The organism is Methylobacter sp. (genome assembly GCF_023227905.1).
Classification (GTDB): domain Bacteria; phylum Pseudomonadota; class Gammaproteobacteria; order Methylococcales; family Methylomonadaceae; genus Methylobacter_A.
Window position 1 is genome coordinate 20743 of sequence record NZ_JALOCF010000033.1, and the last position, 12941, is coordinate 33683.

The window sequence follows — 12941 nt, forward strand, 5'->3', positions numbered from 1 at the left end:
GTTAGCGACGCCTTAAATTTAAATTCGACTGACTGCGTAACATCAGTTATTAAATTTAAAGGCGATCTCTTGGCAAGTGCAGGCAAAGAGTGTGTGAGCTGCTTTATGGAACAAGCTGTCATACCGAAGCCCCTGATTATAGCCGAAATGAGACCTCGGGCTTTGCTACGAATGCCTTTGAATCATCCTGTTTACCAGTAATGTCAGGGGTATGGTGGCAACCGCAAATCCAGACAAACACAAAGGCAGAGAAACACCATAATTGACAATAAAGGCGCTTAACATCAGGACCAATACCGCGAGCAAAGAACTCATAATGTTGTAAGCGGCAAAGATTCGCGCCTTAGCTTGCTGATTGGCGACTAAATATAACACCGATGAAAAATGTGCCGCATAAACACCCGAAGCAAAAGCAATGGTAAAAAAATCGAATTGCATTCGAAGCAATGAATCGGGAATGGACCCATACAAATCGATACCTGCCAGTCCTATCAGCACAGTCATAAAAATAGCGACACGGGTGTTGGGCTTGCCATGTAGCCAATAGGAGCCGATCGCCAAACCGCTACTAACCCCCAGAGTAAAAATCAGCAGAATCGAAGCCACTTGCTTCTCGTCGCCCAGCAAGGTCGTGCGAACTAATGCCGTGACGTTAGATAGATAGACTGCGCCCAGCGACCAATACCATGACAGCGCGATGATAGCCGCTATGCAGCGACGGTCCTGGCAAGCCAACAGAAGTATTTCGAATGTTGATTTTAAAGGGTTGAAGCTTGGCGACAATAGTTTGGGATCGCCGCCCGCGCTTTTGGTACAAAAGCACGTTGCCGAGAATGACACAATCGCGGCGGCTAACGCTATGCTTCCTATTAGATATATATCGGTATGGGCACCGTAAATTGCGCCTATATAGGTTCCTGACAGTATCGCAATCATCGTCCCCGCTTCCATCAACGAGGAGCCTGTCGCTAAAGCCGAAGGCGGCAGGCATTCGGATAACATAGCGTATTTCAAAGGGCCGAACAGCGTCGAAGTAATACCTTTTGCAAAAATCAAAACCAGCAACAAGCCGATATTGCCGCTTAAAAACCCGAATGCGGCAAAAGCCGCGATAAAAATATCGATAGCACGCAGAGCCATAGATACTTTACGTTTGTCATAGCGATCGCCAAGATATCCTCCATGAGCTGAAAAAATAAAAAATGGCAGAATAAACAGGCTCCATGAAAGCGTTGCGATCAGACCGACATTACTGGCGGTCATATCAGCCTTAAAAGCGGCATAAACGATAACGCCATTTTTAAGCAATAAATCAACAAATGAGTTAGTGGATCCCGCCAATAAATGACAAAGAAAGTATCGCGTCGATAATGTCTTAAGCTTATTCATAAAAACAGCTTGATGCCTTGATTACCCGCTTTACTCCAAGAAATGACCGCATTCTGAAAAGGGGGCGGTTACAAATTGGTATGAAATTTGTTACGGTTTTCTGGCGAGAACGATAGAGCCCGTGTACTGATCCTTTAGTGGAAAAATATTTTCCAGTCGCCCGAATGTCTCAAGCTGCGCTCTATCGCACTGTACAAGAATGTGCGTAAAAAAACCGGAGTCCATGCCGAATTGATAAAAGTCCTTAAAGTCGGAAAACTCCACCGTTTTCGTGAACGTGTCAATCGCAACAACATCCAAGCCGGCGTCACTAAGATAGGAAACTATGGTTTCGGTGCCCATCGGCAATGGATTGGCTTGTTTTAAGAAGTCTTCGGAAAGCGTCATCCGGGCAAGTTCATCTATCCGTGGAAATGCCTCATACGTGGTGCCGACAATCGAGTAGTAGCCGCCAGGCCTCAATAGTTTGGATGTATCCCGAACCACTTCGCTGCCATCTACAAAGGTGGTCAGAAAGTACATTAACATTAAGTCAACGCTAGCCAAGGGAAAGTGTTTGCAGGTATTCAAAACATCGTCATGGATCGCATTAAAAGACAGCTTCGTTTTTGCTATTTTCAGCATTTCGCCGGACAGATCGATACCATGCAAATTCCCCTCTGGAAAAAGCTCTTTCATTTTCAGCAGCGACTCTCCTGTGCCGACTGCCAAATCCAATACATCATCAATACGCTGGTTACCGATATGGGTTTTAATTTGTTGGTATGCCTTATCTCTGGCGCCTGAATAAAGCCCCAGTTCGTCCCGGTCATAAGTGCCGGCGATGCTTTGATCGTAAAGCTTGCCAATATCCATTTTCTGTACCTTGTTAGTTATTGATCGTTTTAAACAGTGGCAAAACGATTTCGTTCGCCGCCAGATAGCGCTTCATGGCGACGAGAAATGCCTGGATGTCCTGAATGTCGATTTGTCCGATATTCGCCAAACGGAAACTGGCAAGATTTCCCACTTTGCCGGGATAAAGGGTATAGCCTTCAGCCAGCAATGCATCGTGCATGGCATCAAAATCATAGCGGGGGTGTTGCGGCTCTAAAAAAGTAGTTAACAGCTTGGACTGAGGGAGCTGCGGCACCGCCATCGCGAAGCCCAGTTTGTCCATGCCGTCCAGCAGGATTTCCCAACATTGACAATAACGCCGATAGCGGCCCAGCTGGGTTTCTTCGAAGAACTCATCCAGTGCTGCATCAAGGGCATACAACACCTGCACGGGGGGGGTAAAACGCATTTGCAGGGTCGATTCGAAACCGGCGTGCTGGCCGTATAAGTCCAGGTACAAACTGCGCGGCCTGTAGTTTTCAGGCGGGATCAGCAAGGTGTTGCGGCAAATCACGAAAGCTGTGCCAGCCATGCCTTGTATGCATTTGTTGGAGGACGAGATGACAAAGTCGCAAGAGGTTTGCCTCAAATTCAGCGGGATTCCGGCAAAAGACGACATCGCATCGACAATGACCTTGACGTCATGGCGTTGGCTTATCGCCGTGATGTCCTCAAGCGGATTCAAAATGCCGGTAGTAGTCTCATGATGAATCAGCGCCAGATGGGTAATAGACGGATTGGTCGAAAGAATACGGTCCACTTCCAGCGTATCGGGCAGTTCATCGTAAGCGGTCTCGTAAACGGCGATTTGTTCCGGGCGCAGATGTATGCAGCACATGTCCAGCATGCGTTTGCCGTATGCACCGTTAATCAATACCAGGATTTTTCCATCATTGGGTACTACCGAACTGACGCAGGCCTCCACTGCCGCAGTTCCGGAGCCTGCGAACAATACCGCAGTGTGCGTATCCTCGCCGTGAACCACTTGCACCAGCCGCCGGCGAATGCTGTCTTGTAGCGCACCAAACTCCGCCTCGCGCGGGCAAATATCGGGAACAATCTGGGCCTGCTTGACCCTGTCGCTGGTGGTGGCGGGTCCGGGTGTCAGCAATACGTTGCGGCGAATCTTCATAACAAGTCTTTTTCGGCAGACTGAATGCGCGGCCAAATTAGGTTATTGGCGCGTTCCAGATGTTCCAGGGTATCGATTTCGGTCCAGGGCAAGTCGACCTTATCGACATACAACGAAACCGTATCGGCGATGGCGGTCAAGCCTTCTTCATAATGCTGCTGGGCAGGACGGTTAAGACCGGCTTTCGTCAGCCATTGCTTAAGGGCATAGGGCGTTTCGGCCGCGAGTTTGCAAATGCCCACCAGTTCGGCGTCGATATGGGAAAGCGTCGATGGATCTTTGGACAGATTGACCAGTTCGCTGCGCTCGTTGGTTTCTATGTAAACCTCGTCGCCCGACTGGGTTTCGCCGGACGCCAGAATGACATTCGCGAAAGGCGAACACAGCAGATGCTCGATCATTCGGCTGTCATACAGCAAGTCGGATTCCAGCGTCAAAAAATTGCAGTCCAAATTTTCAGTGCACCGCAACAAGGTTTCCAGGCTGCCCGAATCCGCATAATCGGCGTTGCGCACGCATTCGATGCGGATATTAGCGTAGCGTTTCGTCAAGTCGGCATAATCCATGGCCCGGTAGCCGGTGCCGATGATGATGCGGCGTATTCCATGGCGCATAAGAATATCCACAGAGCGTTCGACAATCGGCTGCCCGCCGACGCTGATAAACCCTTTCGGGCCATGCCTGGAAAATTCGGGAATTCGGCTGCCAAGCCCGGCCGCCATAATCACTGCGGTATCGATGCTCACTTCAGAAACGCCTCCAGTCTTCGAGCTACCTGCGCGGGCGTTATCGTCGGCCTGCCCAGCGGGGAAATCGAACCTTTCGCGATCGATAGATGCAAAAAGGTGAGCTTGGGGTTGCGCATCCACTCCGCAATAGCCGCCTCGAAGCCGGATAGGCTGCCGGCATGAACTACCGCAGGATAGCCGGCTCCCAACGCGATGGCCGGCCAATCCATATTGCCGGACGCGGTGGACTGTCCGCCGGTGGAGTCGTGAGTCTCATTGTCCAGCAGCACATGCAGCAGATTGTCCGGTCTGTAATAGGCATTGGTCGCCAAGTTGCCCATGCGCATCAGCAACGCGCCGTCGCCGTCCAGGGCGATGACTTTTTTATCGGGCTTCGCTATCGCAATGCCGAGGCCAATCGACGAAACACAGCCCATCGAGCCGACCATGTACAAGTTGTTGGGCGCGTCTTCAATGGTGAACAATTCGCGGCCGCACATGCCGGTGGTCGCCAATACCACGGTATCGTCCTGCTTGTGCTTGGAGACGATTTGCAAAGCTTCATAGCGTTTGGGCAGAGTTCCTGTTTCGGGCTGCTCGCGTGTGAGCGTGCCCGGAGTAAAACGGATCGGCGCTTTGGCTTTTAATTCGAGCGGCGTGAAAGTGCCTTTGGAAACCAGGTAAAACACCGATATGCCTCGCGCCAGATAATCCTGCCCTTCGGCCAATTGTTCGGCTGCCTGCGGTAAATCGGTTGCCAGCCGGTAAACCTTAACGCCGCTGATTTCCAGCAATTGGGCGCTGATGCGGCCCATGAATTCATGCTGAACCTCGTCAGCAACGCCGGGTTCGCCGCGAAAGCCGACAAAGCCGGTAACCGGAACTTCACAAATATTGGTCAGCGAAGTCAGCGGCGCCAGCGCATTGGCAAGCCCCGAATTTTGCAGCAATACCGCCGACTTCATGCCGCCCAGTTGAGCGCCTGCCGCAATTGCGACCGCTTCCCCTTCATTGGTTGCACCGACATAGTTCAGCGAATTGCTGGCCAGGTTGATCAGCGGTTGCAATAGCGAGCAAGGCACGCCGGAAAACAGGCGGTAGCCATGAGCTCTAAGTACGCTTTCGAATTCAAGCGTATCGATCATTGCCAGTGCCCTGCCGCAATAAAGTCGTTCATGTCGTTGATGTTAATCCACCCGCCTTTGGTATAAATGACCCGGATCGGATGATGTTCCTTAAGCCGGTTGATCAGGTCGGGTACGCCCAGTTTTTCGAAATCGTCCTGCCCGGCCATTTCTTCCAATAATTGTCTGGCGATAGGACTTGACTGAGCGCTCAGCATCAATAGACCGGTCCACTCGCCGTTTGCCGAAGCCAACGAGTCGTTCCTTTCAAGACGCTCCAGCTCAATGTTGTGATTTAAAAAATCGTTGGAATAAGGACGACTGCAAAATGCCATGTCTTTGCTTCTTCCGTTGCCGCCCTGCTCCGCATCGACGATCACGGTTGCCATGGCCGGACTTTCCAGCAAGTCCCTAAGTATGTGGCTGCGGAACAGGCAATCGCCGTAGGAAACGATCACGTTGCCGTGCAGTTCCTCGCGGGCCTGATACAGTGAATACAGTTCGCCGGTTTCATCATAACGGTCGTTGTCGTAGCTCCGGTAAGATGGCGAGCTCAGCCATTCTTTTTTGTAACCGCGCACTACCGAAATATCGCCGATATTCAGCGCGCGCAGTTCGTTCACATAGGCATCGATTATGGGCTTGCCATTGACCGGCAACATCGCTTTCGGACGCTCCTCAGTTAGCTCGCCCAATGCTTCGCCGCGGCTGGCGGCTAAAATGATCGCCTTACAGTCGGCGCCGCCGGGCAGGTATTTATCCTCGGCCTGCTGCAATTCCTTGGCGCCCTGGAGCCTGAATATTTCAGCAACGGGGGCGATTTTGTCTTCTTGCGTTTTGATTGAGCTTGAAGCGAAGATATCCTCTGCCGACTTACGCATCGCGGTAACCGCAGAGCGCAAAATCTGGTTGGCCCATATGACCAGCGAGATATCCAATTCTTCAAACCGGCGTGTCGGCGTCGAATAATAAGTCGTCGGAACGACGACAATCGGGTGACGATTTGCCCATTCTTTCATGAACGCTTCAATGTCATCCGGCATATGCTTTTTGCTGTGCACCAAAATCGCATCCGCCCCGGCTTGCCGATAGGCTTCGGCGCGGCGCAGAGCTTCCTTAAGCCCTGCACCGACGATAAAGGCTTCGGTACGGGCGACGATAGCGAAATCATCGTCCTTTTGCGTATCCTTGCCGGCCTTGATCTTGCCGCAAAACTCGTCCAGATCCGCAAGACTCTGTTTTTCGCCTTCAATGAAGGAATTGGTTTTGGGGAACAACTTGTCTTCTATGCAAACACCGGCGACCTGCCGGGATTCCAGCTTTGAAACCAGGCGCCGCAGATTGTTGAAATTGCCGTAACCGGTGTCGCCGTCCAGCAATATCGGTATGCTGGTCGCATCGCTCATGAACTCAACCAACTCCAATACCTGGGTCCAGCTCGCCTCGTTATTGTCTCTGACACCTAAAGACCCGGAAATGGTCAAACCGCTCGCCCAGATGCCTTTAAAACCGGTTTCTTCGACAATGCGCGCGCTGATACCGTTATGTGCCTCGCAGATGAAATTGAGCCCCGGCGTGGTCAGCATTTGTTTCAGTTGCGTGGTTTTCTTTAACGGCGCGAGTTTTTCATTCATTGAGGTAAATGCCTATTCAAAATTAAATGTATTAAACGTATAGATTAAGGGATATGGATTTTGTAGCCGCCGGTTTTGGGGCATTGTTTCAAATTAATTAGTAGATTACCGCGACAAAACCGTTTGTCTTGCTGGGTTATAGTGAGTTTTTGCGATGCGAAAAATAAACGACAATACCTATCTCGGCCAAGCTCATCGGCACGGCGATATAATAAATTAACAACATATTGCCGATAATATCGAGTTCCGGTAATGGGCCTAAGCTAAAAGTAGTGTCGGGGAAGAAAAACTTAGCCATCATCACTCCAGCCAGGGTATAAATTTCAAAGCTCCAACCGACAGTTGGTATATACAGTTTTCCGGTATGAATTTGAATCAAGTATACCCAGCCATTCATGGCCTGACGCAGCAGTAAAGCGCCGACGAGAATCGGTTCATGTATATCCAATCTGTAAACGAACGCCAGGTGCAAGGCAAAAATGCCAAAGGCGTCGCCGACGTGATCCAGAAAAGCGCCGAACTCGCTGCACTGTCCGGTGTTTCTGGCATGTATGCCATCGCACGAATCCAGCACGATCCACAACAGGAGCAAGACAGCACAATATAGATAGGCAGTTGGGGCGGGACTAAACGCAAATACCAATGCAGTTGCGCATGCTGAGATTATTGCGCCCAAGGTCAGCAAGTTCGGGTGGATAAACCTTGGTATGTAAGCGACAAACTTTGATAATAGCGGGTAAAGTAACCGATCAAAAATATCTCGGTTGCTTGATACAGGGCTTTGGGCATTTGTATTAGGTTGAGACATATATAGTTTTTATTTTAGATAATCCACTGAATCAAAAAAATACGGTAAATGCGAATGTTGAATATTGAGGTGTAGTAAAGTCGCCGGCGGGCGCCAATCGAAAATAAGTCATTGGAATTAACCCAATAAAAACTTTTCAAATAAACTTGCCTGGTGCTGTAGCTATTTTTGTGCGGTCACAAAGGCGTACTCAAGCCAGCCGAGCCGGAATGACAGATCGCACAACAAGTTATGGAACACCTTGGCTATCGCATGCCATCCACGTACTTTGATCATACGTCCGAGTTCTTTGAAGTCATTGATAAAAAATGGCGTATAGACATACTTGCCGATGTATTCGATTTGAATGTCCCGAAAGCCGGCATCGCTAAGAAGAAAACGATACTGCTGTTCCGACATGCCAATATTCTCCCTGCGAATTTGCCAGGCATCGGCAACAAAAGCGGCAAGCTTTTCAAACAAAAAGCCGCTGCTTGGACGCACCATGCATTCGCCAATGGCAATGCGCCCGCTGGCATTCAGCACACGATGGGACTCCTTGAAAAATTTACTGCGATCCATATAAGGCGTTCCCTCCACACAAAACACATGGGTGTAAGAACCTGAAGCCAATGGTATGTTCTCGCCGGAACCATAGACCGGGGTGATATGCTGTTCCAGGTTCGCATTGGCCACTCGAATCCTGCCAACTTCAATGTGCTTATTGACGCAATCCAGGCCGGTGATTGTGCTTCCGAAAGTTCGATGTAGATAGATAGACTCCTGCAACATGCTGCAGGCAACGTCCAACACCACTGATTCGGCGCCCAACCCCACGCGATTGCCCAATGCCAGGTAAAGATTCTCGCAGGCCTCTATATTGTCTGAAATCGGGTTGCCGTCCGATTCGCGGCGCCAGTAACCGAATGACAGGTAACCGGGATGGTGCGCTTCCATGGCAAGGTCGAAGTGATCTCCGCCCCAAAACTTCTCGGTACGATATTCCTGTTGGGAGGCATTCCACTGGGACTTGATTTCAGACATGAACCGGCATCTCCTTTGATAAGTCATAACTTTTTAAGACTGTAAATTGTAGGTCATATTCCTGATCAAAACTTGCACCAGCGTCTACGACTTTTTGACTGATTATCAACTTCGATAGATTTTTAATTGATTTTTGCGTTGATATAATCGGATAAGAGCATACCCTTTCCAAGTTCTAATGAAGAGTATATTTGCGTAAAAAAATACCTTGCAAAACCCTTAAACTTAAGCGATTATCAGCAGTTAACTACAAGTATAAGCATATGCTTACTAGGTTGTTTTTTATTTAATTATTATTAGCTACTCGGCGCTTGATGCCAAAGAACATTAACTTAAAAAAATCAATAACATAGATTGTTTTTGGTTCAACCAAGGAATAGCGCGGTGCCTGAAGATCATAAACCTGAGTGGATAAAAGACGTTATTAATATTAGTAGAAAATATCATGTTAAAAAACAGAGTATTTTAAAACATAACTTCATAAATATAGGCTCATTAAGCCTTTTAATGTTCTTATCCGCATTAGTTATTAATTTATCATTTCAAGCCAGTAATATTATTGAAATATTTTTTGAAGGGGTATCTTTAGGAATATTGTTATTTGGACTGGCAGTTTTAGTTGTACATGAGTCATCTCATTCAATGTTTTTGTTATCTAAAAATACTAAAAAACAAGAGAAATTAAACCTTTTTTTTGGCCGCCTACTTTCGTGTATCGTGGAGGCTGATTTTTACGACATTGCCTGGAAGAATAATCACAATATACATCATGCTCATGAAAATGAAACAGATGATCCGCAGAATTATAATATTACAATTAAAGATTTATTTAAAAGAAGAATATTATATTCACTAATACCTGGAAGTATTTTTATTCTACAAAAAAACAGAAAAAGAAACCTCTTCAATATTGATGAAGGCAACCCGTATTATCATTCAAAAATATCAAAAAACGAGCTGATTGCAAAAATACTCTTTCTATGCTTTTGGTTTCTTTTGGGAATAATTAATTGGATATTGACGAAGAACTTTTCTTACTTCTTTGTTGTCCTAATAGCATGGCATTATTTATTTATAATTAACGAAATAAAAGGAACGCTGGAGCATGGCGGCGAACATGCAATCGAGCATTACCGAGAGTTTAGATCTAAAACAACGTTGTTTTTATTGAGGCCAGTTTTTTTTCCTTTTAATATAAGCATTCACTTTGAGCATCATTTAAATATGAGAATTCCATGGTATTTGCTGAATAAATTTCGCAAGGAAATAGCGATAGTAATTCCTGACGAATTCAAGAGTAAAATTTATAATCACGGAATAAAAGACATCTTGGCGCAGATCAATGGGCATAATGGAATGGTTTTTTCCAGGCATCCAAATGTTGTGTCCACTTTGAGCAGAGAATAGATCGATTCAGATAATCCACTGATAAATTGCTCCTGACAAAGCAAGCTATTTGTATTTTGTAGCATAACAATAATAATATTTACATAAATACTGTTTATGACTAATAAAACTCTTCCTATCTCCCAAATAGATCTTTCTGACATAGATATAAAGGAACGCCATACTGTCTGGAAAGAAAGTATTTCGGTCGTATTCGACTCCGTATTAAAGCAGGAGGATCAGCACAAACCATTCAACGCATCGTTAACCACCTGTCACTTATCGTCAATGCTGCTGAGCTTTGCGAGCAGCGGACAACAATATTTTAATCGAGACCGCAAACTTATCGCCAAAGACAATCTAGATCATTTTCTTATACAGATGTATACGCAGGGTTCGACCTCAGGCCAATGGGGAAAAAACAATAATTCAACCGTACGTAGCGGCGATATTTTCCTGCTGGATTTAAACCAACCCATAAAATCGTTGGCCGGCGATTTTAACTGCTTAACGCTGATCGTCCCGCGAAGCATGATCTGTGCAAAACTATCCGAGCCGGAACGGCAGCACGGCAGAGTGCTGCCAAGAGAGTCCATACTGGCAAAGCTGTTGGGCGAGCATCTTAAAACCCTGTACTTTTCGTCCCAAACGCTTAGTGAAGATGAAGCCGGTTCGGTAGCGGAAGGCGTGTTGAGTTTAGTTGGCAGCTACTTTAACCACACTTTGACCGATGAAAACTGCCAAAAGGTGCAGAGCGTTAACCGCGAATCCATCCGCCGTTACATTATCAATAATCTAACCGATTACAACTTAACCGCCGACAGCATAGCTCTACATTTTAAAATATCCCGTGCTTATCTTTACCGCCTGTTCGACACTGGGCAGGGCATACATCAATTCATTCTGGAACAACGTTTGCTCAAGGCATTTAATCAATTGAATAATCCCGCCAATCACCGACTGCGCATTAGTCAAATTGCCTATGACCTTGGCTTTAACAGCGAAAGCCACTTTAGCCGCAGTTTTCATCGTGCTTTTGGCATGACGCCCTCCAATGTAAGACATTCTGTGCGAATTAACCATCGCCAGGAGCAAGACAATGCCCATATTGATCGGCATTTTGAAAAATGGATAGTGAATCTGCGCTGATAGCTTGGGGTTTTGCTTTAGGGGCAACGTTGAAACGCTTTTTCTCAAGTATTTAACTGTAATCAGGCTATACAGACAGTCGAGGGCTTATAGACGCTGGTGCAAATTCCCACTCGGAAAGTTTGGTAGAATTTGTAACAGTGAATTTGCTCTCATTGACCATGCAATGCTGTTTATTCATATAGTTCAATGGTTTTTTGGTTATGGATCAACGCCTGCCAAGCTGTCGGTGTGCAAAAGCTAAACCAGCAATTTCTTCGTCCATGTTTACATCGGGCTTGAACTTATGGGTTGAATTCGTTTTAGGTGTAATGATGACGGGAAAGATGCGCTCTTATGTACGGACAAAATGGCTTTTTAACTTGCAGAGCTTCAATGGGATCTTTTGTCAAAGAATGGTCCTGGCGTTTATTGGCAGTGCCTTTTGCAACCCGGCTTTTGGATTTTTACTTTTTCCAGATGCTAAAAGGCAGGGTCATAGGGATAGAAAACTTAATTAACTCACCGTGTATTCTTGCTTTCAACCACAGCAGCTACCTGGACTGGCTCCTGACTTATCATTTGTTTAGCCGCCATTACGGCATTCAGATTGTTTTTCTTGCCAAATCCAAGTTGAATACCAAGCCGCTATGGCGGGCCTGTGTACGCCATGGACGTGCGATCGTGGTGAATTACGAACAGAAACAATCTATTCGCAAAGCGCTTAACGATATGCGAGGACATCTTTTAGCTCATCATATCGTCGGCATTTTTCCTGAGGGTACGCGTTCCGCCGACGGCCGTTTACAACATTCCCATGAAGGCGCCGCCTGGTTGGCTATCCAGGCGGGCGTTCCTATCATTCCGATAGCCTTGCAGGGATTTTACCAAGCTTGGCCGCGTCATCGGCTCTTTCCGGGCATCGCGCCCTGCACGATCAGGATAGGAACGCCGATTACTCAATCATCCGACATGAATCGTCAACAATTTACCCAGAAGCTTATGGACAAGTTAGGGCAATTACTGGCGGAAACGGAGTAATAGATGAGTTCTGCCGCTTTTTTCGACTTAGATAGAACGCTTTGGGCCTGTTCGGGCGAGAAAGCTTTTGCCGTTCATCAATTTCGCCAAGGGAAATTAGGCATCACCCAAGTGGGCGGTGTTATTTACCAGTATCTTCTTTATGAGCTGGGCTTGATCGACAATATAGACATATTGAAAAGACGCGTGTTACGTGCGCTCTTTGCCGGTGAAGCGGTTGCACCCTACGTTGAAACTTATACCGCGCATTTTCACCAACACTTATCCCAATCACTATTTCCAAAGATGCTTGATTGCGTCAGGAGTCATCAATCCGCCGGTGATAAAGTCGTCATTGTCTCCGCTGCACTGGATTTCATCGTATCCCCTGTCGCCGAACTGCTGCAAACCGACGACTGGTTTGCGAGCCGGCTGGAAGTATCAAATCATTTGTTTTCAGGGGAAGTGCTTGGCTCTATCCCTTACGGTCAGGCCAAGGCGTCGATCGTCAAGGATTACGCGGATAAACACGGCCTGGATTTAGCTCAGTGCCATGCCTATGGAGATCATTGGGAAGACCGGTATATGTTAGCTGCCGTCGGTCATCCTGTTGCTGTCAATCCCGGCCGGAGTTTGGCGCAGTTAGCGCAGCGTCAACAATGGTTAACGCTGGATTTGCCCTCCCCCATCTGA

General features: G+C 47.3%; 12 protein-coding genes. 4 read left to right on the forward strand and 8 right to left on the reverse strand.

Translation table 11 applies throughout. The annotated features are described in order from the left end of the window. Nucleotides 1-165: 165 nt before the first annotated feature. The 8 genes from M0R47_RS13555 to M0R47_RS13590 form a co-directional block, all read right to left on the reverse strand. Nucleotides 166-1389, reverse strand: coding sequence for an MFS transporter (locus tag M0R47_RS13555; RefSeq protein WP_292555738.1), 1224 nt, complete (start codon nt 1387-1389; stop codon nt 166-168). A gap of 90 nt (nt 1390-1479) precedes the next feature. Then, complete coding sequence (locus M0R47_RS13560; RefSeq protein WP_292555739.1) at nt 1480-2244, reverse strand: class I SAM-dependent methyltransferase; 765 nt, start codon at nt 2242-2244, stop codon at nt 1480-1482. A gap of 13 nt (nt 2245-2257) precedes the next feature. Next, nucleotides 2258-3397 carry a 2-aminoethylphosphonate aminotransferase gene (locus tag M0R47_RS13565; RefSeq protein WP_292555741.1) on the reverse strand — a complete coding sequence of 380 codons (1140 nt, stop codon included), beginning with the start codon at nt 3395-3397 and terminating at the stop codon, nt 2258-2260. After that, complete coding sequence (locus tag M0R47_RS13570; protein ID WP_292555742.1) at nt 3394-4143, reverse strand: NTP transferase domain-containing protein; 750 nt, start codon at nt 4141-4143, stop codon at nt 3394-3396. The genes M0R47_RS13565 and M0R47_RS13570 overlap by 4 nt, the downstream gene beginning before the upstream one ends. Further along, nucleotides 4140-5270, reverse strand: coding sequence for a phosphonopyruvate decarboxylase (gene aepY, locus M0R47_RS13575; RefSeq protein ID WP_292555744.1), 1131 nt, complete (start codon nt 5268-5270; stop codon nt 4140-4142). The genes M0R47_RS13570 and aepY overlap by 4 nt, the downstream gene beginning before the upstream one ends. Beyond that, entirely contained in the window at nt 5267-6883 is a 1617-nt protein-coding gene (gene aepX, locus M0R47_RS13580) for a phosphoenolpyruvate mutase (protein ID WP_292555746.1), read from the reverse strand. Before aepX ends, aepY begins: the two co-directional genes overlap by 4 nt. Before the next feature lie 136 nt (nt 6884-7019). After that, the gene (locus M0R47_RS13585; RefSeq protein ID WP_292555747.1) at nt 7020-7691 is read right to left on the reverse strand and encodes a CDP-alcohol phosphatidyltransferase family protein; all 672 of its coding nucleotides are present in this window, start codon (nt 7689-7691) and stop codon (nt 7020-7022) included. A gap of 162 nt (nt 7692-7853) precedes the next feature. Beyond that, nucleotides 7854-8714 carry a class I SAM-dependent methyltransferase gene (locus M0R47_RS13590; protein WP_292555748.1) on the reverse strand — a complete coding sequence of 287 codons (861 nt, stop codon included), beginning with the start codon at nt 8712-8714 and terminating at the stop codon, nt 7854-7856. 384 nt (nt 8715-9098) lie between these two features. Between M0R47_RS13590 and M0R47_RS13595 the strand changes: the two genes are divergently transcribed. The 4 genes from M0R47_RS13595 to M0R47_RS13610 all read left to right on the forward strand — a co-directional run bounded on the left by M0R47_RS13595 (nt 9099) and on the right by M0R47_RS13610 (nt 12941). Further along, nucleotides 9099-10121 carry a fatty acid desaturase gene (locus tag M0R47_RS13595; RefSeq protein ID WP_292555750.1) on the forward strand — a complete coding sequence of 341 codons (1023 nt, stop codon included), beginning with the start codon at nt 9099-9101 and terminating at the stop codon, nt 10119-10121. A 96-nt stretch (nt 10122-10217) separates the two neighbouring features. Beyond that, complete coding sequence (locus M0R47_RS13600) at nt 10218-11249, forward strand: AraC family transcriptional regulator (RefSeq protein ID WP_292555752.1); 1032 nt, start codon at nt 10218-10220, stop codon at nt 11247-11249. A 375-nt stretch (nt 11250-11624) separates the two neighbouring features. Then, entirely contained in the window at nt 11625-12269 is a 645-nt protein-coding gene (locus M0R47_RS13605; protein ID WP_292555753.1) for a lysophospholipid acyltransferase family protein, read from the forward strand. A 3-nt stretch (nt 12270-12272) separates the two neighbouring features. Then, a complete protein-coding gene (locus tag M0R47_RS13610) occupies nt 12273-12941 on the forward strand; it encodes an HAD family hydrolase (RefSeq protein WP_292555755.1) in 669 nt (222 codons plus the stop codon).